Origin of the sequence: Streptomyces caniferus, from assembly GCF_009811555.1 — a bacterium.
In the GTDB taxonomy this organism is placed as follows: domain Bacteria; phylum Actinomycetota; class Actinomycetes; order Streptomycetales; family Streptomycetaceae; genus Streptomyces; species Streptomyces caniferus.
This window is the reverse complement of record NZ_BLIN01000005.1, coordinates 3,397,747-3,423,385: the sequence shown is the minus strand read 5'-3', so window position 1 is coordinate 3,423,385 and position 25,639 is coordinate 3,397,747. Positions and strand designations below refer to the sequence as shown.

16 protein-coding genes are annotated in these 25,639 nt (G+C 72.0%); 7 read left to right on the top strand and 9 right to left on the bottom strand.

The window, feature by feature from the left end; genetic code table 11:
• Positions 1 to 130: 130 nt before the first annotated feature.
• Positions 131 to 892 (top strand): response regulator, encoded by a 762-nt coding sequence (locus Scani_RS31460; RefSeq protein WP_159481148.1) that lies wholly within the window; start codon positions 131 to 133, stop codon positions 890 to 892.
• A gap of 108 nt (positions 893 to 1,000) precedes the next feature.
• On the opposite strand, the gene Scani_RS31455 is transcribed toward Scani_RS31460, so the two are convergent.
• Both Scani_RS31455 and Scani_RS31450 read right to left on the bottom strand, forming a co-directional pair.
• Positions 1,001 to 2,230, bottom strand: coding sequence for a winged helix-turn-helix domain-containing protein (locus tag Scani_RS31455; RefSeq protein ID WP_159481147.1), 1,230 nt, complete (start codon positions 2,228 to 2,230; stop codon positions 1,001 to 1,003).
• 158 nt (positions 2,231 to 2,388) lie between these two features.
• Positions 2,389 to 3,021 carry a GNAT family N-acetyltransferase gene (locus Scani_RS31450; protein WP_159481146.1) on the bottom strand — a complete coding sequence of 211 codons (633 nt, stop codon included), beginning with the start codon at positions 3,019 to 3,021 and terminating at the stop codon, positions 2,389 to 2,391.
• A gap of 252 nt (positions 3,022 to 3,273) precedes the next feature.
• Here Scani_RS31450 and secA point away from each other — a divergent pair, with 252 nt between their 5' ends.
• A complete protein-coding gene (gene secA, locus Scani_RS31445) occupies positions 3,274 to 6,105 on the top strand; it encodes a preprotein translocase subunit SecA (RefSeq protein WP_159481145.1) in 2,832 nt (943 codons plus the stop codon).
• 102 nt (positions 6,106 to 6,207) lie between these two features.
• On the opposite strand, the gene Scani_RS41860 is transcribed toward secA, so the two are convergent.
• Positions 6,208 to 7,065, bottom strand: coding sequence for an Rv3235 family protein (locus Scani_RS41860; RefSeq protein WP_159481144.1), 858 nt, complete (start codon positions 7,063 to 7,065; stop codon positions 6,208 to 6,210).
• Between the two features lie 297 nt (positions 7,066 to 7,362).
• Here Scani_RS41860 and Scani_RS31435 point away from each other — a divergent pair, with 297 nt between their 5' ends.
• The 3 genes from Scani_RS31435 to Scani_RS31425 all read left to right on the top strand — a co-directional run bounded on the left by Scani_RS31435 (position 7,363) and on the right by Scani_RS31425 (position 14,038).
• Entirely contained in the window at positions 7,363 to 7,869 is a 507-nt protein-coding gene (locus tag Scani_RS31435) for a DUF6912 family protein (RefSeq protein WP_159481143.1), read from the top strand.
• A 93-nt stretch (positions 7,870 to 7,962) separates the two neighbouring features.
• Positions 7,963 to 8,625: an HAD family hydrolase gene (locus tag Scani_RS31430; protein ID WP_159481142.1), complete on the top strand. Its 663-nt coding sequence runs from the start codon at positions 7,963 to 7,965 to the stop codon at positions 8,623 to 8,625.
• 451 nt (positions 8,626 to 9,076) lie between these two features.
• Complete coding sequence (locus tag Scani_RS31425) at positions 9,077 to 14,038, top strand: NAD-glutamate dehydrogenase (RefSeq protein ID WP_159481141.1); 4,962 nt, start codon at positions 9,077 to 9,079, stop codon at positions 14,036 to 14,038.
• 138 nt (positions 14,039 to 14,176) lie between these two features.
• Here Scani_RS31425 and Scani_RS31420 read toward each other — a convergent pair whose 3' ends face one another.
• Both Scani_RS31420 and Scani_RS31415 read right to left on the bottom strand, forming a co-directional pair.
• The gene (locus tag Scani_RS31420) at positions 14,177 to 14,980 is read right to left on the bottom strand and encodes an ABC transporter ATP-binding protein (RefSeq protein ID WP_159482482.1); all 804 of its coding nucleotides are present in this window, start codon (positions 14,978 to 14,980) and stop codon (positions 14,177 to 14,179) included.
• Between the two features lie 13 nt (positions 14,981 to 14,993).
• Positions 14,994 to 15,929 carry an ABC transporter permease gene (locus Scani_RS31415; RefSeq protein ID WP_159481140.1) on the bottom strand — a complete coding sequence of 312 codons (936 nt, stop codon included), beginning with the start codon at positions 15,927 to 15,929 and terminating at the stop codon, positions 14,994 to 14,996.
• A 147-nt stretch (positions 15,930 to 16,076) separates the two neighbouring features.
• Here Scani_RS31415 and Scani_RS31410 point away from each other — a divergent pair, with 147 nt between their 5' ends.
• On the top strand, positions 16,077 to 16,700 hold the full coding sequence (locus Scani_RS31410) for a TetR/AcrR family transcriptional regulator (RefSeq protein WP_159481139.1): 624 nt from the start codon (positions 16,077 to 16,079) through the stop codon (positions 16,698 to 16,700).
• An 89-nt stretch (positions 16,701 to 16,789) separates the two neighbouring features.
• Here the strand turns inward: Scani_RS31410 and Scani_RS31405 are convergent, their stop codons facing one another.
• Complete coding sequence (locus Scani_RS31405) at positions 16,790 to 19,165, bottom strand: bifunctional glycosyltransferase/CDP-glycerol:glycerophosphate glycerophosphotransferase (protein ID WP_159481138.1); 2,376 nt, start codon at positions 19,163 to 19,165, stop codon at positions 16,790 to 16,792.
• Between the two features lie 200 nt (positions 19,166 to 19,365).
• Here Scani_RS31405 and Scani_RS31400 point away from each other — a divergent pair, with 200 nt between their 5' ends.
• Positions 19,366 to 21,567, top strand: a complete 2,202-nt coding sequence (locus Scani_RS31400) for a PLL family lectin (RefSeq protein ID WP_159481137.1) — start codon at positions 19,366 to 19,368, stop codon at positions 21,565 to 21,567.
• Here Scani_RS31400 and Scani_RS31395 read toward each other — a convergent pair.
• From Scani_RS31395 to Scani_RS31385, 3 genes are read right to left on the bottom strand one after another with little or no spacing between them, the layout of a single operon-like run.
• Positions 21,525 to 21,992 (bottom strand): GtrA family protein, encoded by a 468-nt coding sequence (locus Scani_RS31395; protein ID WP_159481136.1) that lies wholly within the window; start codon positions 21,990 to 21,992, stop codon positions 21,525 to 21,527. The two genes, Scani_RS31400 and Scani_RS31395, sit on opposite strands and share 43 nt — an antisense overlap.
• Positions 21,992 to 22,975: a glycosyltransferase family 2 protein gene (locus Scani_RS31390; RefSeq protein ID WP_159481135.1), complete on the bottom strand. Its 984-nt coding sequence runs from the start codon at positions 22,973 to 22,975 to the stop codon at positions 21,992 to 21,994. Before Scani_RS31390 ends, Scani_RS31395 begins: the two co-directional genes overlap by 1 nt.
• Complete coding sequence (locus tag Scani_RS31385; protein WP_246296255.1) at positions 22,972 to 25,467, bottom strand: YfhO family protein; 2,496 nt, start codon at positions 25,465 to 25,467, stop codon at positions 22,972 to 22,974. The genes Scani_RS31390 and Scani_RS31385 overlap by 4 nt, the downstream gene beginning before the upstream one ends.
• Positions 25,468 to 25,639 lie beyond the last annotated feature (172 nt).

Below are 25,639 nucleotides of genomic sequence, written 5' to 3'. Positions count from 1 at the left end.
TGTGGGCGCGAAACGGCGACATGCCGGGGAGACGGGCGTATGGCATTGATCGGGCTGGCAGGGGGCTGTTGTCAACCAGCCTTATGCGCAAACTCCGGCCTCGCGGCCGAGTAGTTGACGGGGAGGACCAGTGGGGGACAGTTTTGGACCCGTGCGCGCTGCTGCGGACGGGGACCACAGTGCTGTCGGGGATGACGACGGCGCCGACCGGGCCGTGAGCGAGCCGCGGAAGGAGCCGATCCGGGTCCTGGTCGTGGATGATCACGCACTCTTCCGGCGGGGTCTGGAGATCGTTCTGGCCCAGGAAGAGGACATCCAGGTCGTCGGCGAGGCCGGGGACGGCGCGGAGGCGGTCGACAAGGCCGCGGATCTGCTGCCCGACATCGTGCTGATGGACGTGCGGATGCCCAAGCGCGGCGGGATCGAGGCGTGCACCTCCATCAAGGAAGTGGCTCCCAGCGCGAAGATCATCATGCTGACGATCAGCGACGAAGAGGCCGATCTCTACGACGCGATCAAGGCCGGCGCCACCGGTTACCTCCTCAAGGAGATCTCCACCGACGAGGTGGCGACCGCGATCCGCGCCGTGGCGGACGGCCAGTCGCAGATCAGCCCGTCGATGGCGTCCAAGCTCCTGACGGAGTTCAAGTCGATGATCCAGCGTACGGACGAGCGCAGGCTGGTGCCCGCGCCCCGGCTCACCGACCGTGAGCTGGAGGTCCTCAAGCTGGTCGCCACGGGCATGAACAACCGCGATATCGCCAAGGAACTCTTCATCTCCGAGAACACGGTGAAGAACCACGTCCGCAACATCCTGGAGAAGCTGCAGCTGCACTCCCGGATGGAAGCGGTGGTGTACGCGATGCGGGAGAAGATCCTCGAGATCCGGTGAGCGGGTCGGCCGTGGGCGCGCACCCCGGTGGATGAGGGCACGGTGAGCGATGCCCGGTGCGCCGGGTGACCGGGGGCCGGACGAGCCCCCGGAGCCGTCGGCCGGTGCCTACTGGTCGCTCGTGCGGGTGAGTTCCGCGCGCAGGGCGGCGGCCAGCTTCTGATCGTCGCAGCGCTCCACGCGTACGGAGTCGCAGCCGACCCAGGTCGCGGCTTCCCGGAGCGCCTGGGCCATCGGGGCGACGGCCTTGGAGTCCTGCATCGAGACCTGGCGGGCGACGAGGGTGGTGCCCTCGCGGGCCGGGTCCACCCGGCCCCTCAGCTGACCGCCAGCCAGCAGCGGCATCGCGAAATACCCGTGGATCCGCCGGGGGCGCGGGACGTACGCCTCCAGCCGGTGGGTGAAGCCGAAGATCCGCTCCGTGCGCGGCCGGTCCCAGATCAGGGAGTCGAAGGGCGAGAGCAGAGTGGTGCGGTGCCGGCCGCGGGGCGGGGCGGCCAGCGCGGCGGGGTCGGCCCAGGCGGGCTTTCCCCAGCCCTCCACCTCGACCGGGACCAGACCGGAGTCCGCCACCACGGCATCGACCTGCTCGGCCTTGAGGCGGTGGTAGTCCGCCAGGTCGGCGCGGGTGGCCACTCCCATGGCGGCCCCGGCCTGGGCGACCAGGCGGCGCATGCAGGTGGTGTCGTCCAGATCGTCGTGGAGCAGGGCGTCCGGGACGGTGCGCTCGGCGAGGTCGTAGACGCGCTTCCAGGCGCGGCGTCGGGTGCAGACCACCTCGCCGGTGTCCAGCAGCCACTCCACCGCGATCTTGCTCTCGGACCAGTCCCACCACTCCCCGCCGTTCCGTCCGCCGCCCAGCTCCGAGGTGGTCAGCGGGCCGTCGGCCTTCAGGCGGTCCAGGACGGCGGCGCAGGAGCGCTCGGAGTCCTCCATGACGTGCCAGCGGTGGCCCTTGGCGCGCCGGGCGCGACGGCGGAAGGCGAAGTGCGGCCACTCCTCGATGGGCAGGATGCAGGCGGCGTGCGACCAGTATTCGAAGCTGTGGGGCCGGGCCGCAGGCGCGTCGGAGGGAGCCGTGGTCCAGTAGGCGGCCTCGACGGCGGGGCGGCCGACGGCGCCGAGCCGGGCGTACGGCACCAGCTCGTGGGAGCGGGCCAGTACCGAGATCGTGTCCAGCTGGACCGCACCCAGGTGCCGCAGCACTCCGCGCACACCCGCCCGGCGGTCCGGGGCGCCCAGCAGTCCCTGGGCCCGCAGCGCCATCCGCCGGGCCTCGTCACGGGACAGGCTGGTCACGGGCTTCGGCAGAGGCGGTGGCTGCGTCACGGCGGTCATGTGGCACAGCGTAGGGGCGGGCACTGACAACGGTCCCGGGCGCGGGAATCGCCGCTGGTGACGGCGGTACCCGCGCCCGCTCGCAGCGGGACGGCCATGGCGCGGCGGGCTGCCCGGGCCGGGTCACGCAGCGGGCGGCGGCCGGCCGCAGGCGGTGGTCAGCCGGGGTAGGGGAGATACGGCGTCGCGTCCGGCAGGCGGGTGCCGGTGGTGGCGGACGCTGCGGCCTCTGCTGGTTCCACCGGCAGGTCGGACGGCAGCAGGGAGCCGATCCAGACGTCCCGGCGGATGCCCTCGCGCACCAGCTTGGCGCGCAGCGTGCCCTCCATACGGAAGCCGAGCCTGCGGGCCACGGCCCGGGAGCCTTCGTTTCCGGCCTCCGCGTGCCACTCCATGCGCTCCACCCCCAGATCGCGGAAGGCCCAGCGCACCACCGCGCGGGCCGCCTCGACGGTGTGGCCCCGGCCGCGGTGCTCCTTCGCGGTCCAGTAGCCCAGCTCGGCCTGGCGTTCGGGGGTGTGCAGCTGTGCGAGGCGCACCAGGCCCATCGCGCCCACGAGGGAGCCGTCCGCCCGGGAGACGACGGCGAAGTTGTACGTGGTGTCGTCGCGCCAGCCCTCGGGGACGACCGTGCCGACGAACTGCTCCGCATCCTCGACGCCGTACGGTGAGGGGACGCTCGTCCAGCGCGGAATGTCGGGCTCCTGGCACGCGGCGTGCACCGCGGGCGCGTCGGAGGGCTCGAAAGGACGCAGCACCAGGTGCTCGGTGGCGAGGGTGACGGGCTTCATGACGTGAGTCTGCAAGGTGGCGGAAGGCGTGGCGAAGGGTTTTCCGCGTGATTCGCGGCACCTGCCCGGCACCTTCGCGCGGCCTCGTGCGTTCACGCTGGGGAGGGGGCAGTGGGGTTCGCTGCGGCGGACCTCCCGGCCCGGCAGCGTCCTCCTTTACGATGGCCGTTGCGGCGGGGCCTGCCCCCTTGGAAAAATGCCGCGCCCGCGCACTCGACCGTGCAGGCCCGACCGGCAAGGAGACCAGCCCAAGTGTCCGTCTTGACGAAGATCATGCGTGCAGGCGAAGGAAAGATCCTGCGCAACCTGCACCGCATCGCGGGCCAGGTCAACTCCATCGAAGAGGATTTCGCGGCGCTCTCCGACGCAGAGCTGCGCGCCCTTACGGATGAGTACAAGGAGCGCTACGCCGACGGCGAGAGCCTCGATGATCTGCTGCCCGAGGCGTTCGCCACGGTCCGAGAGGCCGCCCGGCGGGTACTCGGCCAGCGTCCCTACGACGTCCAGCTGATGGGCGGCGCGGCCCTTCACATGGGGTACGTCGCCGAGATGAAGACCGGTGAGGGCAAGACCCTGGTCGGCACCCTTCCGACGTATCTCAACGCGCTGTCCGGCAAGGGCGTCCACCTGATCACGGTGAACGACTACCTGGCCGAGCGCGACTCGGAGATGATGGGCCGGATCCACAAATTCCTGGGCCTGACGGTCGGTTGCATCCTCGCCGACATGACGCCGGCCCAGCGCCGTGAGCAGTACAACTGCGACATCACCTACGGCACGAACAACGAGTTCGGCTTCGACTATCTGCGTGACAACATGGCCTGGTCGCAGGATGAACTCGTCCAGCGCGGCCACAACTTCGCGGTCGTCGACGAGGTCGACTCGATCCTCGTCGACGAGGCCCGTACGCCGCTGATCATCTCCGGCCCGGCCGACTCCGCCACCAAGTGGTACGGCGACTTCGCCAAGTTGGTGAAGCGCCTCAAGCGGGGCGAGGCCGCCAACCCGCAGCGCGGCATCGAGGAGACCGGCGACTACGACGTCGACGAGAAGAAGCGCACCGTCGGCATCCACGAGTCCGGTGTCAGCAAGGTCGAGGACTGGCTGGGCATCGACAACCTGTACGAGTCGGTGAACACCCCGCTCGTCGGTTACCTCAACAACGCGATCAAGGCCAAGGAGCTCTTCAAGAACGACAAGGACTACGTCGTCATCGACGGCGAAGTCATGATCGTCGACGAGCACACCGGACGTATCCTCGCCGGCCGCCGCTACAACGAGGGCATGCACCAGGCCATCGAGGCGAAGGAAGGGGTGGAGATCAAGGACGAGAACCAGACCCTCGCCACGATCACCCTGCAGAACTTCTTCCGCCTCTACGACAAGCTCTCCGGCATGACCGGTACGGCCATGACCGAGGCCGCCGAGTTCCACCAGATCTACAAGCTCGGTGTCGTCCCGATCCCGACGAACCGCCCGATGGTCCGTATGGACCAGGCGGACCTGATCTACCGCACCGAGACCGCGAAGTTCGACGCGGTAGTCGAGGACATCGTCGAGAAGCACGGGAAGGGCCAGCCGATCCTGGTCGGCACCACCTCGGTCGAGAAGTCCGAGTACCTCTCCCAGCAGCTCAACAAGCGCGGTGTCGCCCATGAGGTGCTCAACGCCAAGCAGCACGACCGTGAGGCGCCGATCATCGCGCAGGCCGGCCGCAAGGGTGCGGTGACGGTCGCCACGAACATGGCCGGCCGTGGTACGGACATCAAGCTCGGCGGCAACCCCGACGACCTGGCCGAGGCGGAGCTGCGCCAGCGCGGCCTGGACCCGGTCGAGCACGTCGAGGAGTGGGCGGCCGCGCTGCCCGCCGCCCTGGAGCGCGCCGAGGCCGCGGTCAAGGCGGAGTTCGAGGAGGTCAAGGAGCTCGGCGGGCTCTACGTCCTGGGCACCGAGCGGCACGAGTCGCGGCGGATCGACAACCAGCTGCGCGGTCGTTCCGGCCGTCAGGGCGACCCCGGCGAGTCGCGGTTCTACCTGTCCCTGGGCGACGACCTGATGCGGCTGTTCAAGGCGCAGATGGTCGAGCGGGTCATGGCGATGGCCAACGTCCCCGACGACGTGCCGATCGAGAACAAGATGGTGACCCGGGCGATCGCCTCCGCCCAGTCGCAGGTCGAGCAGCAGAACTTCGAGACGCGGAAGAACGTCCTGAAGTACGACGAGGTGCTCAACCGCCAGCGTGAGGTCATCTACGGCGAGCGCCGCCGCGTCCTGGAGGGCGAGGACCTGCAGGACCAGATCACGCACTTCATGGAGGACACGATCGACGCCTACATCCAGGCGGAGACGGTCGAGGGCTTCGCCGAGGAGTGGGACCTGGACCGTCTGTGGGGCGCGTTCAAGCAGCTCTACCCGGTCAAGGTGACGGTCGAGGAGCTGGAGGACGAGGCCGGCGACCGCGCGGGCATCACGGCCGAGTTCATCGGTGACGCCGTCAAGGACGACATCCACGAGCAGTACGCCGCCCGTGAGGAGCAGCTCGGCTCGGACATCATGCGGGAGCTGGAGCGCCGGGTCGTGCTGTCCGTCCTGGACCGCAAGTGGCGTGAGCACCTCTACGAGATGGACTACCTCCAGGAGGGCATCGGCCTGCGGGCGATGGCCCAGAAGGACCCGCTGGTCGAGTACCAGCGCGAGGGCTTCGACATGTTCACCGCGATGATGGAGGGCATCAAGGAGGAGTCCGTCGGCTACCTGTTCAACCTGGAGGTCCAGGTCGAGCAGCAGGTCGAGGAGGTTCCGGTGCAGGAGACGGCGGAGCAGACCTCGCTGGACAAGGGGGTGCAGGACGCGGTGCCCGCCGGTGCGGGGCGTCCGGAGATCCACGCCAAGGGCCTGGAGGCGCCGCAGCGTCCGGACCGGCTGCACTTCTCCGCTCCCAAGGTGGACGGCGACGGAAGCATCGTCGAGGGCGACTTCATCAGCGACGAGGAGGCCGGGCCGGCCCGTTCCGAGTCGGACGGTCTGACCCGTGCCGAGCGGCGCAAGGCCCAGAAGAGCGCCGGGCGTCGCCGCAAGAAGTGAACGGTGAGCAGTAGGCGGTGAGGCGGCCCGGAGACGGGCGCTCCGCCGTGCAGCGAGGGTGCCCCGGCCGGAGAACGGCCGGGGCACCTTTGCGTGGGCAGGTCACCCGACCGGGCCGCGGACGGCCTGAGCCGGGCCGATGTCGAGGGCGGCACAACGCCACCGGGAGTCGGCGCCCAGTTCCAGCCGGAAGGCCAGGGCCCGCAGCCGTCCGTCCGCCGCGATCCGGGCGAAGGCCTCGATGACGCCGCGGCGCGGCCGGCACAGTCCGCAGTCGCGCACGGTGGGGGCGGTGGTGCCTTGGCCGGCCGGCGTCACCGGCCGCAGCGGCGCCTGCGGGGCGAGCTCCGCCAGCCGGTCGTACGCGGCGGGCAGCGCATGCCCCAGCAGGGCGTGTACGGGGCGCTGGCCGCTGAGCGCGAGCACCAGCTGATGGGCGAACCAGTGATGCGGCCGGCTCTCGTGCGCCCGGCGCTGGGCCCCGACGGTCGGCAGGGGGACGCCGGCCGCGTTGACGGGGGTGGCCGGTGCGCCGGTGCGGGGCCGCCGGCTCGCGGCGGCGGCCAGGGCGGCGGGGCGGCCGGGGCGTGCGGCGGTACGGGTGGGGCCCCGGCCGGCGGGGCCGGAGCCCGGGCCGCGACCACCCGTACCGGGGGCCCGGCCGGCGGAGCCGGGGCCGCTCCCGGCCGGGCCGAGGGGGCGGCGGTCGGAGGGGGAGCGGCGGGGCCGGGGAACGGTGGGAGTCGATTCCGGCGGGCTGGTGGGGCGCGTCCGGGGGCCGTGGGCGTCCGTGGTGCCGGTGGACGGAAGGGGCCGGGTGTCCGTGGGCGGAGCAGGTGCGAGGGGTGTGGATGCCTCGCACCTGCTGCCGGTGGACGGAGCCGGCGTCGTCGGCCGCTCGGTGTGCTCGCCGTCGACGGCTGTGGTGGTGTGCGCCGTGGTGCGGTGCGTGCCGGTCATGCTGGTGATCGCCCCCGTGGTGCCGGGCCCGTGAATTACTGGGCGGTAGCTTTCTTGGTGGGGAACTTCGTATCGGCGCGCTCGGGGCGGCAGCAAGGCGCGCACAGGCCGGGGCGGAGGGTGCGAAGAGTTCACCCGTCCGTGGCGCGGGCTTGGGATCAGGCCTGAGGAGCGGGGTGGGGGACGGGTGCCGGACGGGCGGCACGGGGGGTGCGGGGGCGGCACGATGGGGGACTCGCGCCCGTATGCTGGCTGGACAAACTTCGGAGTCGAGCGAATCGAGCGGAAGCGGCTGCCATGCGCGTCTATGTCCCCCTGACCCTTTCCGGACTCGCAGAGGCGCACAAGAACGGCGAGCTGGGCCCCGGCCCCTTGGACGCGTACGCCGTCACGCCCGCGCTGCGCGAGTGGTACGTCTCGGACGACATCGAGGAGCTGGAGTACGCCGCGCTGAACCGCGCCGCGCAGGCCTCGCTGCGGCTGCTCGCAGGTCACCCGGACATCGCGCGGCGGCGGGTGGTGGTGGCCGTGGACGTGGCGGACGGTGCGGCGGCGGCCGACCCGGACCGGGGCCTCGACCCCTCGTCGCTGGGCGAGGTGCGGATCTCCGGGCCGGTGCCGCTGTCGAAGGCCGGGGCGGTGCACGTGGACGCCGCGGACGCGGAGGCCGACATCGCGGCGGCCGCCGCGGCGCTCGGCGCGGCGGACCAGGGTGATGACGATGCGCAGTTCACGGTGGACGGCGCGGAGGACCATGACCTGATGTGGTTCGGGGTGCAGGAGATCCCGCATCTGATCGGCTGAGGGCCGGTTGTCCGCGGATCAGGCCGCGTTGTCAGTGGCGACGGGTATTTTTTCTTCAGGGGGAAACGCACGGCGAACGACGTGGGGGACCACATGGGGAAGCACGCGACACACATCGTCTGGGACTGGAACGGCACGCTGTTCCATGACATCGACGCCGTCATCGGGGCGACGAACTCCGCCTTCGCGGAGATCGGCCTGGAGCCGATCACCCTCGAGACGTACCGGGATCTGTACTGCGTGCCCGTGCCGAGGTTCTACGAGCGGCTGATGGGGCGGCTGCCGACGGACGCCGAGTGGCTGGTGATGGACGAGGCGTTCCACCGCCACTACAGCACGCACCGCCTGGGCTGTGAGCTCGCCGCGGGGGTGGATCTGCTCCTCGAAGGATGGCAGTCGGCCGGGCGCAGCCAGTCGATCCTGAGCATGTACGGGCACGACGAGCTGCTGCCGATCGTCCGCGACTTCGGGATCGAATCGCGGTTCGTGCTGGTGGAGGGCAGGACCGGGCCGTCCGGGGGCACCAAGAGCGCGCACATGGTGCGGCATCTGGCGGCGATGGAGAGCGTGGATCCGCGGCGTACGGTCGTGATCGGTGACGCCGCGGACGATGCCCTGGCCGCGCGGGACGCGGGCGCGCACGCGGTGCTCTACACGGGCGGATCGCACAGCCGGGCGAGCCTGATGGTTGCCGGGGTGCCGGTGGTGGACACGCTCGCCGAGGCGGTCGAGATGGCGGGCGACATAGCCGTCTAGGGCCGCTGTGCAGGCGCCGGACGGGTGTCCCCATGGGCGGGTGCCGCGCGGGTCCGCCGGGCCCGTGGGCGCCAGGGCACCACGCACACGCCACCCCGGCGGGCCGTTGTCCAGAAGGTCTAAGTTCGGGCCGTGGTTTTGTACGCACACGGCCCATGACGGCACCCGTGTGGGGAGCGATAGCCTTGCACCGTGATCAGCGCGATAACCCGCGGGGGCATCGAGGCCCCTGCCGTGCGCCCGGGGCACCACCGTGACCGGGCGGTCGCTGGTCTTTGCGGCCAACATTCCCTGTCGACTTTGTCAAAAACTGTCGATAACGGCACGGCCCTCTCTCATCGCGGCATAGCGTCGACAGCGACAGGACACCTCGCGTCGCTGCGGCGTTGTGCGGCTTCCATCACGTTCTTCCACAACGTCACGCAACGGCGCGCGACAGGAGCCAGAGGACATGCAGACCAAGCTGGACGAAGCCAAAACCGAGCTGCTCGCCAAGGCTGCCCGGGTCGTAGAGAGCAGCCCGGCCGGGGGTAAGCACCCGGTACGGGGGCTCGACCCGGACACCCTTGCGGGATACCTCCAGCGCTACTACCTGCACACCGCACCCGAGGACCTCACCGGCCGCGACCCGGTCGACGTCTTCGGCGCCGCGCTCTCCCACTACCGCCTGGCGGAGACGCGTCCTCAGGGCACCGCGAACGTCCGGGTGCACACCCCGACCGTCGAGGAGAACGGCTGGACCTGCAGCCACTCCGTCGTCGAGGTCGTCACCGACGACATGCCGTTCCTGGTCGACTCGGTCACCAACGAGCTCTCCCGGCAGGGACGCGGCATCCATGTCGTGATCCACCCGCAGGTGATCGTCCGCCGTGATGTCACCGGCAAGCTCATCGAGGTCTTCGACTCCAACTGCGATGCGCACGGCCGGACCGGCAAGGGCAAGGGCGCGAAGCTGCCGCACGACGCGGTGACCGAGTCCTGGATCCATGTCGAGATGGACCGCGAGACCGACCGCGAGGACCTCCAGCAGATCACCGCGGATCTGCTGCGGGTGCTGTCCGACGTCCGCGAGGCCGTCGAGGACTGGGAGAAGATGCGCGCCGCCGCCGGCCGTATCGCCGACGAGCTGCCCGCCGAGCCGATCGCCGACGATCTGCGCGACGAGGACATCGCCGAGGCCCAGGAGCTGCTGCGCTGGCTGTCCGCCGACCACTTCACCTTCCTCGGCTACCGCGAGTACGAGCTGGCCTCGGTGCCCGGTGAGGGCGGCGTCGACGAGGACGTGCTGACCGCCGTGCCCGGCACGGGCCTGGGCATCCTGCGCGCCGACCCGCCGCACCACGAGAGCGCCGACGGGCACCCCGTCTCGCCGTCCTTCAACCGGCTGCCGGCGGACGCCCGCGCCAAGGCCCGTGAGCACAAGCTGCTCATCCTGACCAAGGCCAACAGCCGCGCCACCGTCCACCGCCCCTCCTACCTCGACTACGTCGGCGTCAAGAAGTTCGACGCCAAGGGCAATGTCATCGGTGAGCGGCGCTTCCTGGGCCTGTTCTCCTCGGCCGCGTACACCGAGTCCGTGCGCCGGGTGCCGGTCATCCGCCGCAAGGTCGCCGAGGTGCTGGAGGGCGCCGGGTTCAGCCCCGACAGCCACGACGGCCGCGACCTGCTGCAGATCCTGGAGACCTACCCGCGCGACGAGCTCTTCCAGACGCCCGTCGACGAGCTGCGGTCCATCGCCACCAGCGTCCTCTACCTGCAAGAGCGCCGCCGGCTGCGGCTCTACCTCCGCCAGGACGAGTACGGCCGCTACTACTCCGCGCTGGTCTACCTCCCGCGCGACCGCTACACCACCGGCGTGCGGCTGCGCCTGATCGACATCCTCAAGGAGGAGCTCGGCGGCACCAGCGTCGACTTCACCGCCTGGAACACCGAGTCGATCCTCTCCCGGCTGCACTTCGTCATCCGGGTCGAGCCCGGCGCCAGCCTGCCCGAGCTCACCGACGCCGATGCGGACCGCCTCGAAAGCCGGCTGGTGGAGGCCGCCCGCTCGTGGGCCGACGGCTTCGGCGAGGCGCTGAACGCCGAGGTCGGCGAGGAGCGCGCCGCCGAGCTGCTGCGCCGCTACGGCCACGCCTTCCCCGAGGGCTACAAGGCCGACAACAGCCCGCGCAGCGCCGTCGCCGACCTCCAGCACCTGGAGAAGCTCACCGGCGAGCCCGGCCACGACTTCTCGGTCAGCCTCTACGAGCCGGTCGGCGCGGGCCCCGGCGAGCGCCGCTTCAAGATCTACCGCAGGGGCGAGCCGGTCTCGCTGTCGCGGGTGCTGCCCGGCCTGAACCGCCTGGGTGTCGAGGTCGTCGACGAGCGCCCGCACGAGCTGCGCTGCGCCGACTCCACCATCGCCTGGGTCTACGACTTCGGGCTGCGGATGCCGGAGCACGTCAAGGGCGACGACGCCCGCGAGCGCTTCCAGGACGCGTTCACCGCGGTGTGGACCGGCGCGGCCGAGAGCGACAACTTCAACACGCTGGTGCTGCAGGCGGGCCTCAACTGGCGCCAGGCGATGGTCCTGCGGGCCTACGCCAAGTACCTGCGGCAGGCCGGTGCGACCTTCAGCCAGACGTACATGGAGGACACCCTCGCCAACAACGTCCACACCACCCGGCTGCTGGTCTCCCTCTTCGAGGCGCGGATGTCCCCCGGCCGGCAGCGGGCCGGCACGGAGCTGACGGACGGGCTGCTGGAGGAGCTGGACGGCGCGCTCGACCAGGTCGCCTCCCTGGACGAGGACCGGATCCTGCGGTCCTTCCTCACCGTCATCAAGGCGACGCTGCGCACCAACCACTACCAGACGGACAGCCAGGGCCGGCCGCACTCCTACCTGTCCATGAAGCTGGACCCGCAGGCGATCCCCGACCTGCCGGCGCCCCGCCCGGCGTACGAGATCTGGGTGTACTCCCCGAAGGTCGAGGGCGTCCACCTCCGCTTCGGCAAGGTCGCGCGCGGTGGTCTGCGCTGGTCGGACCGCCGGGAGGACTTCCGTACGGAGATCCTCGGCCTGGTCAAGGCGCAGATGGTCAAGAACACCGTCATCGTGCCGGTCGGCGCCAAGGGCGGCTTCGTCGGCAAGCAGCTGCCGGACCCGTCGCAGGACCGCGACGCCTGGCTGGCCGAGGGCATCGCCTGCTACAAGACCTTCATCTCCGGTCTGCTGGACATCACCGACAACCTCGTCGGCGGCGAGGTCGTCCACCCGCAGAACGTGGTCCGTCACGACGAGGACGACACCTACCTGGTCGTCGCCGCGGACAAGGGCACCGCGACCTTCTCCGACATCGCCAACGAGGTCGCCGAGTCGTACGGCTTCTGGCTCGGTGACGCCTTCGCCTCCGGCGGCAGCGCCGGCTACGACCACAAGGGCATGGGCATCACCGCCCGCGGCGCCTGGGAGTCGGTCGAGCGGCACTTCCGCGAGCTGGACCACGACACCCAGACCCAGGACTTCACCACGGTCGGCGTCGGCGACATGTCCGGTGACGTCTTCGGCAACGGCATGCTGCTCAGCGAGCACATCCGGCTGGTCGCCGCCTTCGACCACCGGCACATCTTCATCGACCCGAACCCGGAGGCGGCGACCTCCTACGCCGAACGCCGCCGGCTCTTCGAGCTGCCCCGCTCCTCCTGGGCGGACTACAACACCGAGCTGCTCTCCCAGGGCGGCGGCATCCACCCGCGCTCGGCCAAGTCCATCCAGATCAACGCGCAGGTGCGGGCCGCCCTCGGCATCGACGCCGGGGTCAAGAAGATGACGCCCGCCGACCTGATGCAGGCCATCCTCAAGGCGCCCGTCGACCTGCTGTGGAACGGCGGCATCGGGACGTATGTGAAGTCCTCGGCGGAGTCCAACGCCGATGTGGGCGACAAGTCCAACGACGCCATCCGGGTCAACGGCGAGGACCTGCGGGTCAAGGTCGTCGGCGAGGGCGGCAACCTGGGCCTGACCCAGCTGGGCCGGATCGAGTTCGCCGCGGCCGGCGGCAGGATCAACACCGATGCGATCGACAACAGCGCCGGTGTGGACACCTCCGACCACGAGGTGAACATCAAGATCCTGCTCAACGCCGTGGTCGCGGACGGCGACATGACGGTCAAGCAGCGCAACAAGCTGCTGGCCGAGATGACCGACGAGGTCGGCGCGCTGGTGCTGCGCAACAACTACGCGCAGAACACCGCACTGGCGCTGGCCCTCGCCCAGTCCTCCAGCATGCTCCACGCCCAGCAGCGCTTCATGCGCCGCCTGGTGCGCGACGGGGATCTCGACCGGGCCCTGGAGTTCCTGCCCACCGACCGGCAGATCCGTGAGCGGCTGACCGCCGGCCGCGGGCTGACCCAGCCCGAGACCGCGGTGCTCCTGGCGTACACCAAGATCACGGTCGCCGAGGCGCTGATCCAGACCGGGCTGCCGGACGACCCCTACCTCCAGCGGCTGCTGCACGCCTACTTCCCCTCGGCGCTGCACGACCGCTTCGCCGAGCAGGTCGACGGGCATGCGCTGCGCCGCGAGATCGTCACGACGGTGCTGGTCAACGACACCGTCAACACCGGCGGTACGAGCTTCCTGCACCGGATGCGGGAGGAGACCGGGGCCTCCCTCGAAGAGGTCGTGCGGGCCCACACCGCGGCCCGGACGATCTTCGGGCTGAACCAGGTCTGGGACGACGTCGAGGCGCTCGACAATGTCGTCGCGGCCGATGTCCAGACCCGGATCCGGCTGCACTCGCGGCGGCTGGTCGAGCGCGGCACCCGCTGGCTGCTCAACAACCGCCCGCAGCCGCTGGAGCTCTCGGAGACCATCGAGTTCTTCGCGGAGCGGGTCGCCGGGCTCTGGAAGGAGCTGCCGAACCTGCTGCAGGGCAGCGATCTGGAGTGGTTCCAGACGATCCTGGACGAGCTGACCGGCGCGGGCGTGCCCGAGGCGCTGGCCGTCCAGGTGTCCGGCTTCTCCTCGGTCTTCCCGGCGCTGGACATCGTCGCCGTCGCGGACCGGATGGGCAAGGCGCCGCTGGACGTCGCCGAGGTCTACTACGACCTGGGCGAGCGGCTGCGGATCAACCAGCTCCTCGACCGCATCCTGGAGCTGCCGCGCAACGACCGCTGGCAGTCGATGGCCCGCGCCTCGATCCGCGAGGACCTCTTCGCGGCCCATGCGGCGCTGACCGCGGACGTGCTGTCGGAGGGCAACGGCTCCTCGACGCCGGAGCAGCGGTTCAAGGCCTGGGAGCAGGCCAACGCGGCGATCCTCAGCCGTGCGCGGGCGACGCTGGAGGAGATCTACGGGTCGGAAGGGTTCGATCTGGCGAACCTCTCCGTGGCCATGCGGACGATGCGGACGCTGCTGCGCACCCACAGCTGACGCATGCATCACGTCGGACGGCCCCGGAAGCTCAGGCTTCCGGGGCCGTCCCCGTTTCCGTACGGCGCGAAGCCGCCGGGAGCTGCCGGACCGGCTCCCGGGGGCAGTCCCCCCCCGGGGCGTGCCCCGGCGGTCGTCCTAGCGGTGGGCCTCGTACGCCTTGATGACGTCGTCCGTCGGGCCGTCCATCAGCAGTTCGCCGTGCTCCAGCCACAGGGTGCGGTCGCAGGTGTCGCGGATGGACTTGTTGTTGTGGCTGACGAGGAAGACGGTGCCGGCTTCCTTGCGCAGTTCGCGGATGCGGGCCTCGGAGCGCTTCTGGAAGCTGCGGTCGCCGGTGGCCAGCGCCTCGTCGATCATCAGCACGTCGTGGTCCTTGGCCGCGGCGATGGAGAACCGCAGGCGGGCGGCCATGCCGGAGGAGTAGGTGCGCATCGGCAGCGAGATGAAGTCGCCCTTCTCGTTGATGCCGGAGAAGTCGACGATGCCGTCGTAGCGCTCGCGGACCTGCTCGCGGCTCATGCCCATGGCCAGGCCGCCGAGGAGGACGTTCTTCTCGCCGGTCAGGTCGTTCATCAGCGCCGCGTTCACGCCCAGCAGCGAGGGCTGGCCGTGGGTGTAGACCTTGCCGCGCTCGGCGGGCAGCAGGCCGGCGACCGCCTTGAGCAGCGTCGACTTGCCCGAACCGTTGGAGCCGATCAGACCGATCGACTCGCCGCGGTAGGCGGTGAAGGAGACCCCCTTGACCGCGTGCACCTCGCGCACGCCCGAGGAGGGCTTGCGGCGCACGATGCGGTTCAGCGCCGCGGTGGCGCTGCCCTTGCCGGCACCCGTGCCGTAGACGCGGTAGACGATGTGCAGATCGTCCGCGATCACGGTCGGGACGCGGGCCTCGGCGGCCTCGGCCGGCCGGGTGCCGTTCGGGTGCCCGGCCAGGTCCATGCCGTTGGTCTGTTCAGCCACGTCCGTACCGCTCCTCAGCCTTCCAGAAGTACACAAAGCCGACGACGCCGGCCAGCAGGGCCCAGCCGGCCGCGAACGCCCAGACGTGCGGCGGCAGCTGGTGCGCCTTGAAGCTGTCGATCAGGGCGAAGCGCATCAGGTCGATGTAGACCGCGGCGGGGTTGCCGTTCAGCAGCATCACCACGAACTGCGGGAGGTGCTTGCCCTGGAGGATCACGCTGATGCTGAACATCACGCCGGACGCGTACATCCACGTCCGCATGATGAAGGGCATCAGCTGTGCCAGGTCCGGGGTCTTCGCTCCCAGGCGCGCCATGACCATCGCCAGGCCCGTGTTGAAGACGAACTGCAGCGCCAGCGCCGGGACGACCAGCAGCCACGACCAGGTCGGGACCTGCCCGAAGCACAGCAGGATGACCACGAGCACGCCCATGGAGTACAGCAGTTGCTGCAGCTGTGCCAGGCAGAACGAGATCGGCAGGCAGGCCCGCGGGAAGTGCAGCGCCCGCACCAGGCCGAGGTTGCCGGAGATCGCCCGGGTGCCGGCCATCACCGAGTTCTGCAGGAAGGTGAAGACGAAGACGCCGGTCACCAGGAACGGGACATAGTCCGGGACGCCCCTCTTGGTGCCGATCAGCACACCGAAGATCAAGTAGTACACGGCCGCGTTGAGCAGCGGGGTCAGCACCTGCCAGAGCTGCCCGAGCTTGGCGGTGGTGTACATCGCGGTGAGCTTGGCGCCGGCGAACGAGGTGATGAAGTGCCGCCGGTGCCACAGCTGGCGGGTGTACTCCGGCAGCGAGGGGCGGGCGCCGCTCACCGTGAGGCCGTGCCGCTCCGCCAGCGCACGCAGCTCGGGATCGGGGGAGGCGCCGCGGTCGGGCGCCCGGTCGGGCGTCGGAGCCGGGGGCGCGAGGGTCTGGGGCATGGAGGAGGCCGCTTTCGCTTGCGTACGGGGGCGGGGGAACGAGAACGGGGGCCTTACGACGGAACGGGTCCGTATCGTCGCGACGCCGACACTAAAGGGAGCTCACGTCGAAACGCAACCGTAGCGTCGTGACGCTATGCTCAAGCCATGGCAAAAGAGGGCAGCGGGAACGACTCCGCGGCGGCGCGCCGGACCCCGGCGGGCGCCGCCGTACTGCGCGAGGACAAGACCGAGGCGATCCGCGCCGCGGTCTTCGAGGAGCTCGCCGCGGTGGGCTTCGCCCGGATGTCGATCGAGGGCATCGCGCGCCGGGCGGGGGTGGGCAAGACCGCCGTCTACCGGCGGTGGCGCTCCAAGCTGCACCTCGTCCTCGATGTGGTCTCCGCGGTGGCCGCGGCGGGGATGCCGACGCCGGACACCGGCTCGCTCTCCGGCGACGTGCGGATGCTGCTGGAGGTCGCGGCCCGCGCGCTGCGGCACCCGATGGCCTCGCAGATCGTCCCGGACCTGCTGGCGGAGGCGGCCCGCAGCCCCGAGCTGGCGACCGCGCTCAAGGCCGCGCTGCACGACAGCCAGGAGGGCGTCGCCGCGGCGATGGTGGCGCGCGCCGTCGAGCGCGGCGAGATCCCGGCCGGCGCGGACGGCCGGCTGGCCCTGGATCTGCTGACCGGGCCGCTGTACTGGCGGCTGCTGGTCGTCCGCGACGAGGTGCCGGCCGGCTACCTCGACGAGCTGACGGTGGCGGTGGTCGGGGCGCTCGGCGGGCGCTGAGCCGGACGGCCGCGGCCGGACCCGGAGACGTGTGCGGGGTGCCGCGGCGGACGTCCGCCGCGGCACCCCGCAGAGGTCTCTTTGGTGGCTCAGCCCGCGAGACCGAGGCCCGATGCCTCGTCGGACGGGCCGTCCCCGCGCCGGGCGGGGACCGTGCTGCCCTCGCTCCCCTTGCTCCCCTGGAACGGCAGCGTGGCCGAGGGCTCCCGGGCCGCGGCGCGCGGGGGCGGGGCGACGGTGCGCTCGTCCCGCGGCAGCGGGGCCGGGGACGCCTCCTGGCCGAGGAAGACCCGGCGCACCACGCGCTCGGCGGCGTGCCCGTCGTCCCACGGGCAGAACCGCGCGCGGAACGCGGCCCGCAGCCCGGCGGCCCGCTCGTCGTCCCAGCGGCCGCTGCGGAACGCCTCGATCAGTTCGTCCTCGCTGGTGGCGACCACGCCCGGGGTGTCGCCCGGCTCGCCCGAGAGCAGGTCGAAGGTGACCCCGCGGGAGCGGACGTAGGTGTCCCAGTCGTCGGCGTAGGTGACGATCGGCCGGTCGAGGTTGGCGTAGTCGAACATGATCGACGAATAGTCGGTGACCAGGGCGTCGGCGGCCAGGCACAGCTCCTCGACGACCGGGTGGCCGGAGACGTCGATCAGCGCACCGCGCTCCTGCAGCTGCTGGAGGCCGGGGTCCCGGTCGTAGAAGTAGTGGGTGCGCACCAGCAGGACGACGTCCTCGCCCAGCTCGCGGGAGAGCCTCTCCAGGTCGAGCCGCGGGACGTAGCCGACCTGGTAGTCGCGCATCGTCGGCGCGTACAGCACCGCCGTCCGGCCGGGCGCGATGCCCAGCCGCTCGCGGATGTCGCGGACGTCCTGGGCGGTGGCCCGGTAGTAGACGTCGTTGCGGGGGTATCCCGCGTCCACCGATGTGAAGCCGCAGGGGTAGACGCGCTCCCACTGCTCGGTGGTGTGCCGGTTGGCGGAGAGCGAGAAGTCCCAGCGGTCGGCGCGGGCCAGCAGCTTGCGGAAGCTCATGCCCCTGGCGGCGGCCGGGTAGCGCTTCTGGTCGGTGCCCATCGACTTCAGCGGCGTGCCGTGGTGCGTCTGCAGGTGGATCTGGCCCTCGCGCTTGACCACGTTGTCGGCGAAGTTGACGTTGTTGACGAGGTACTTGGCGCGCGCCATCACCTCCCAGTAGCGCGGCGAGTTCAGTACGACGTGGTCGATACCCGCCGGGACCCGCCCGGCCTCGGCGAGCTGCTTCTTGACGACCCAGACGCCATGCACGTGCGGTGCCAGCTCCTTGGCCTTCTCGTAGACCGCCAGTGGATTGCAGGACGGCAGCCGGTTCCAGTACGCGGAGTAGACCGCGAGGTTCTCGTCCAGCGGCTGCCGCAACAGGGCCCGGTAGCGCAGGTGCACGGCCGTGCGCTTGGCCTGCCGGATCCGCTTGCCGGCGTGCTTGCGCACGGTGCGCTGCACCTTGCCGGCGACCTTGAGACCGGCCAGCGCCGGGTAGGCGTCCCTGGCGAGCAGCGCGTACTTGCCGCCGGTCACGCCGCCGGGGCGGACGAAGCCGGCCGGCAGCCGCAGGCGGTAGTCGCGGGCGGCGCGGTGGAAGAACTCGGCCCGGGCGTCGCGCGGCAGCCGGCCCGGCTTGTCCAGCACGGTCAGATAGTGGTCGGCCATCTTGCGGAACATATGGACGCGCCAGTGCGACAGTTCGGGGTGCGCGTCCAGGTGGGCGAAGACCCGGGCGTACTGGTCGAAGACGTCGAAGTGCTTGCGGCTGGTGGTGCGCAGGATGTTGCCGCCCTGCCGGCGCTGGCGGTAGTGCAGGCAGACCCGGTCGAGGACCGCGATCCGCGGTGCGGTGATCAGCGTGCAGAACGTCCAGGGGGCGTCCTCGTAGTAGCCCGCGGGGAAGGTGAAGCCGTGCTCCTCGAGGAAGTCGCGGCGGTAGGCCTTGTTCCAGACGATCTGCAGCAGATCGAGGAGCCGGGGGCGCTCGGCGAGCGGGAAGGAGGGCGCGCCGGACTCGTCGAGCAGCGCGGAGAACGCGTTGCGGCGGGTGGCGCCGTCCCAGTAGGTCCGGGCGTAGTCGAAGATCAGGATCTCGGGGTCCCCGGTGGCGGCCAGCCGGCCGGCGAGGGCGCCGAGCGCGCCGGGGACGAGGGTGTCGTCGCTGTCGAGGAAGAGGACGTAGTCGCCGCGGACCTGCTCCAGACCGGCGTTGCGGGCCGGGCCCAGGCCGCCGTTCTCCGGGAGGTGCAGGACCCGGACGCGGTCGTCGAGGGCGGCGTACTCGTCCAGGATGGCGCCGCTGCGGTCCGGTGAGCAGTCGTCGACGGCGATGAGCTCGAAGTCCGGGTGATCCTGCGTCAGCACCGAGTCCATGCACGCGCGCAGGAAGCCCTGCACCTTGTACACGGGCACGACGATGCTGAAGCGTGGTACGGCGCCGGTGCCTGTCTCGGACATGCGGTGCTGCTCCTCATGACGAGCTGAGTACGGAACGCAAAAAATCCCCACGGGTATGTGCGTGGTCAACCTTCTGACTGCTGTTCACCCGAGAAGGTTGTCGTCGTTCACCGGAAATTTCCGCGGTGCTCCTCATGGATCTGGTCAAGTGGTGAGTTTCGGGGCGCGCGGGATCCTCCGGCCGCCCGAATACTGAGTGCGTGTCACCCGCGCCCCCGCCCCGTGTCTCCCGCCGCCGGCTGCTCCAGGCCACCGGCGGCGGTGTGCTCGCCGTGACGGTGGGCGCGGGCGTATGGGCCCGGCTGTCGGACGACGCCCGGACGACCGGACCTGCGGGCCCCGGACGGCCGTTGACGGACCCCGCCCACCAGTCCTTCGTGCAGGTCATCGCGCACGCCGACGACGGCCTGTACTTCATGAACCCCGACCTGGAGCAGTCCCTGCGCAGCGGGGCGCGCTCGGTCACCGTCTGCCTCACCGGCGGCGAGGCGGACGGCCGCAACACCGGCCGGCACGCCCCCGGCGCCGCCCGTGTCACCAGGGACCGGGCCGCCTTCTCCCGGGCGCGGGCCAACGGACTGCGCGCCGCCCACGCCGCGATGGTCACCGGCGATCCGGCCGCCCGCTGGGACGTCGCGGCGCTCTCCCTGCTCCCCGGCTTCGAGGTGGAGCTCCAGACGCTGCGCGCCGCCCCGCACCACCAGCTGATCTTCCTGGAGCTGGTGGAGTCCCGGGCCGTCTGGCAGGCTCGTGCGAGGAGTCTGCGCGGTCTGTGGCTGGGGGCCACCGCCACCCTGCCCACCCTGCGCCCCGCAGGCACCCCCGTGAAGCGGCAGTACCACTACACCCGTGACCAGCTCGTCGCCACGCTGGCGGCGGTGTTCGACCGGGCCGGGCCGACCGCCGTACGCACCCTGGACCCCAACGCGGTGCACTCCTGGAAGCGGCCGCCGGCCTCCTCGGACCGCGATCCCCGCCCGGCCGGGCCGCGCTACTTCGACCATCAGGACCACACCGCCTCCGCCTACTTCGCGCAGGCCGCGCTGGCCGCCTACGGGGTCCGCGGCCGGCCGCCGATCGTGGAGAACTACCTCGGCTACGAGGCCGCCGCACTGCCCCACGACCTCGACCTGGCCACCGCCCGCCGCAAGGCCCGGCTGCTGTCCCTCTACGGCTGGGCCGACCGCCGCGCCTGCGGCGACCCGGCGGGCTGCGGCGACCTCAAGGTGGGCGGCTCGGCCCTCAACGGCGCTTCGCGCGACTGGACCCGCAGCACCCGGCTGCGCGCGCCCGGCTCCAACGCCTGGCTCCGGCCCGCCCGGGACGGGCGGCTCGCCGCCTTCGCGGTACTGGGCGGGACGGCGTACTGCTGGGCGGAGACCCGTCCGGGCAGCGGGAGTTTCCACGCGCCGGTGCCGGCCGGCGGTGCGGGGCTGCAGGGGCAGATCCATGTGGTGCGCCGCCCCGACGGCGCGCTCCAGCTCTTCGCCTCCCGCACCGTGCTGCCCGGCCGCAACGCCGCCCACCGGCGCGAGCTGCTGACCGCACCGCAGACCGGCACCGCCGCGGACGGGGTGCCCCTCTTCGCGCGCTGGGAGTCGCTGGGGTCCCCCGACCCGGACCCGGTCCGGTCGCTGGAGACCGGCTTCCCGGCGGCGGTGGCCACCCCGGACGGCACGGTGCACGTCTTCGTCCGCACCTGGGACGGCCATGTCGCCCACCGCGGCGGCCCGCACGGCAGGCACTTCTCGCCGTGGCAGCGGCTGGAGGGCCCGGTCGGCACCCTCACGGCCTCCCCGCGGATCGTCGACGGACTGGACGCCTGTGTGGACGCCGACGGGCTGATCCATCTGGTCGCGCCGACCGTGGGGACCGTGCACCACTGGGTGTCCAAGAAGGCCGGGCAGGTCCCGCGGCCGGCCGCGGCCACCGGGCTGCCGCAGCCGGCCGGGCCGGTCAGCCTCGTCCCGCTGGCCGACGGCGCGGTCCGGGCCGTCTTCCGGCGCCCCGCCACCGCCCAGGTCCTGATCGCCGAGCGGCAGCGGACGGTCGGCGCCTGGCGGGTGTCGGCGCGCTGCGCGGCGGTCGGCGGCTACGGGCGGGTGGCGGCGGCGCCGATCGGCAGCGACGGCCGGATGGTGCTCGCGGCGCGCGACGACGCGGGCGAGGTCCGGATGGCGATGGCCCAGGACGGCCCCCGGCCCTGGCAGCGGGGCAGGGTGGCGCACACGGCGGCGGCCGGTGTCGCCCAGGACGCCGTGGGGCGGGCGGTGGTGGTCGCGCTGGGCCTCGACGGCAGGCTGTACACGGCGCGTCAGGCCTCGGTCGGGCAGACCGCGCGGTTCGGGGGCTGGCGGGCTCAGGCGGCCTCGCCGGAGCGGGCGGGCGGCGGGCCGGCCTGAGCGGAGGGACCGGGCCGGGCGGCGGCGGGGCCGGTCCGGGCGGGCGGGCGGAGGATGCGCCGGGAGACCAGATAGGTGAACGGGAGCGCGCACAGCGCCGCCACCAGCGGCGCCACTGCCGTGTCCAGCCCGCACCAGCCCACCAGCGCCACCAGCCCCGCGCTCTGCACTGAGTAGTTGGTGACCTGGGTCAGCGGGAAGAGCAGGAACTTCGTCCAGGTGGGGCGGGTGCGGTAGGTGACGTAGGTGTGCAGGAAGAACGCGCCGGCCAGGCTCGCCGCGAAGGCCGCGGTGTAGGCCGCGAAGTAGGGCAGCAGGTGGTGCAGCGGCAGATAACAGGCGTAGAACGTCACGGTGTTGACTCCGCCGACGGCGGCGAAGCGCACGATCTGGCCCCCCGGCCGGAGCGTCGGCAGCTCGCGCATCAGCCGGTCGGGGAGCCGGCGGTGGCGGGGCCCGCCGGGCCGGGGACGGAGGCCGTGGCGGGGGCGGCGTTGCTCTCCTTGACCAGGAAGTGCGGCCGCTGCTTGGCCTCGTAGTAGATCCGCCCGATGTACTCGCCGATCAGACCGAGCATCACCATCTGCAGCCCGCCCAGGCCCACGATGATGGCCACCAGCGTCACATAGCCCGGGGCGGTGACCCCGCCGGCGAGGGCCGCGCCGACGATCCACAGGGTGTAGACGGCGGCGAGCGAGGCCAGGCCGAGCCCGGCGTAGATGGCCAGCCGCAGCGGGCGGCAGTTGAAGGAGAGCAGGCCGTCGATGCCGTAGTTGACCAGCGAGCCGAAGCGCCACTTCGTCTCGCCGGCCTCCCGGGCGGCATTGCGGTAGTCGAAGGTGACGGTGTCGAAGCCGATCCAGGAGAACAGGCCCTTGGAGAAGCGGTTGTACTCCGGCAGCGAGAGCAGCGCGTCCACGGCCTTGCGCGACAGCAGCCGGAAGTCGCCCATGCCGTCGGTGAGTTCGACATCGACCCACTGGTTGACGGCGCGGTAGTAGAGCCTGCTCAGCGTGGACCGCAGCCGCCGGTCGCCGGTCCGGCTGCGCTTGGCGACGACCTGGTCGTGGCCGAGCTGGTAGAGGTCGAGCATCGTCTCGATGAGTCCGGGCGGATGCTGCAGATCGGCGTCCATGAGGATCACCGCGTCGCCGGTCGCCTCCCGCAGGCCGGCCAGTATGGCGGGCTCCTTGCCGAAGTTACGGCTGAAGGAGAGGTAGCGGGTGGTGCCCCGGTGCTGCTGGGCCAGGCCGCGCAGCCGGGCCAGGGTGCCGTCGGCGCTGCCGTCGTCCACGTAACAGAGCTCGTACTCGACGGCGAGCCCGGCGAGGACCGCGCGGACCGTCTCGTCGAAACGGCTCAGGACGGCCTCTTCGTTGTAGCAGGGGACGACGATGGAAAGCTTCATGAGCAGGCCTTTTCGCCGGGGTCGGGGGGCGGCAGGACGCCGGGGGGAAAGCGCCGCCGGCCGTGCACGGCGCCGCCCGCGGCCACCACGGCGACCGCCAGCGCCGCCGCGGCGCTCGCCGCCAGCCCCGTGTGCAGGCCCGGCGGCAGGTAGGAACACGACAGCCGTCCGGCGCCCGCCCCCAGCGGAACGGCCAGCAGGCCGCCGAACGAGTCCGGTGCGTGCAGCGGCCCGCCGTCGGCCGAACAGCCCCACCCCGGGACCGCGGGCAGGGCCAGCACCGCGCTGCCCCGGCTGCCCGGACGCAGCCGGGCCGTCAGCCGGTGGCCGTCGGCGGCCAGGGCCACCGGGCCCCGGGCGCGCAGCGCGCTCACCGCCGCGGACAGCTTGCGCCCGGACAGACAGCCGACCGCCCGCCGGGGGACGTGCTGCGGGCCCCGGCCCCGGAGGCGCACCGACACCGTGCCGTCCGCGGGCACCCGGCCCAGGGGCTGCAGCGGATTGGCGGTGACGTCGCGACGGCCGGCCCCCGTGGTGCTCCCGCCGGGGCCGCTGACCTCCCCGGAGAACCAGGGCGCGGACCAGACGGCGGTGCTGCCCGGAGTGCACCGCGCGGTGAAGGTGGTCCCCGCGCCGTCCGGGTCCGCGGCCGAGGGGCGCGCGCCGGGCAGCAGCCAGCCGCCGCGGTCGGGCCGCGGGGCGGGCCCCCCGGTGGGCCTCAGCGGCGGCACCTCGTAGACGGCGGCGCCCAGCACCCGTTCCTGGCGGGCGAACACGCTCTCCTCGCCGGCGGGGCGCGGGAGGCTGCTCCGTACGGTCAGCAGCGGGGCCGGCCGCGCCGGATGCGGGACGAACAGGGCGCGGCGCTCCGGCACCGCGGCCAGATAGCTGCCGACGCCCATCAGCGCCCGGCCCACCGGGTCCTCGAAGCTGAGTGTATGGCGGCCCTTCATGTACCAGCCGGCGCCCAGGCCCCGCAGGGTGCGGGCGGTGGCGGCGGGCACGAAGCTGCTGTAGTACGCGCCGCCCTCGCCGCCGATCAGCAGCGGGTCGTTGTCGGCGAACTCGTGCGGACCCGGGTCGGTACGGCTGCGCGGCCAGTCGGCGCGGGCGGTCAGCCCGTGCCGGGCCGCCAGCGCCGGCCCGGCCATCGTGATCTTGGGCTGGAACCAGTCGATCCGGCCCCGTGCCGTGGTCACGGACCATGCCGTGTACGCCGAGCCGAGCAGGACCGTACCGGTCAGCGCGGCGGTGGCGGCGGCCCGGGTGCGGGCGGTGCGCGACGTGCCGAGCGCGGCCAGCCCCAGGAGGGTGAGCGCACCGACCGCCACCAGGACCCAGGTGTCGTCGCCGACCGTGCCCTGGTCGCGGCAGAGCCCGGCGAGCAGCGCGACCAGCGCCGCCCCCGCGGCCAGTTCGCGGGGGCGCGGGCGGTGCGCCAGCGCCAGCCAGGAGATCATCACGAGGATGCCGCTGAGGACGAAGGCGGCGCGGTACGGGCTGCCGTTGGGCAGCGCGAAGCCGTGCCACAGCAGGATCGTCGGCTCCCGCACGAAGGAGGTGGCGACGCCCGCGGCCAGGGCGTACCAGCCGAGCCGGACCCGCAGCGGCACGGCCCGTACGAACGGGAAGGCGGCCACCAGCAGGAGTCCGGGCACCCCGATGGAGATGTTGGGCACCGGCATCTCGCCGTGGCCGCCCGGCAGGAGCTGCGCCAACTGGTAGAGCAGCGACGGCTGTTCGTCGTAGGAGGGATCGGGCGCGGGCTGGGCGGCGCGGCTGGCCGCGAGGGTGACGGTCAGGACGGGCGCGGTGAGCAGGATGCCGGTCAGCGCCATCGAGGCGGCGCGGGCCAGGGCGCGCAGCCGGTCGCGCCACGGCATCCCGGCGGCCGTCAGCAGCCGCACCACCAGCACCAGTGCCATCGCCAGGGTCGCCATCGCGGCCGTGTAGAAGTTGCCCGCCCAGGCGAGGGCGACCAGCAGGGTGCCGGCCACCCAGCGGGTGCGGTGCAGACACCAGTCGGCGGCGATCCCGGTCAGCGGCAGCGCCACCAGGCCCCACATCCACATCGGGTCGGCGCCACCGTCGTTCAGCACCCAGGCGCACAGCCCGTACCCCACCGACAGCAGCGCCCGCAGCGCTCCGGAGCCCGGCCGCAGCCGGCCGAGGAGGACGGTCATCAGGGCGGACCCCAGGCCGATGCTGAACAGGGTGACCAGGAAGACCGGCAGGTCGGCCAGCGCGCGGGGGAAGAGCCCGACGAGCCAGGAGAACGGGTTCATCAGGTAGGCGAAGAAGTCGGCGAGGAAGGGGACGCCGTAGCCGCTGCTCCAGTTGAAGAACAGATCGCCGCTGGTGGTGCCGTGCATCAGGTCCCACAGCCGGGCGTGCAGCGGCACGAACTGGTTGCCCAGGTCATTGACGGCGCGCGAGCGGGGGCCGAAGGGGTAGCTGCCGTAGAGGGCGAGCGCGAGGCAGTACGCCGCCATGGACAGGGCCGCCGCGAGGCAGGGAGCAGCCGGCCGCCCGAGGGGGCAGCGCACCGCGGCGGGGCGTTCACTCCGACAAAGGGGAAGGGCAACCTCCAGGGACCGGACCGCCTCTTGTGGGGTGGCGGACGTCGGAGCCACCGGCACTCCTCCACGATCGGCGAACGTTCAC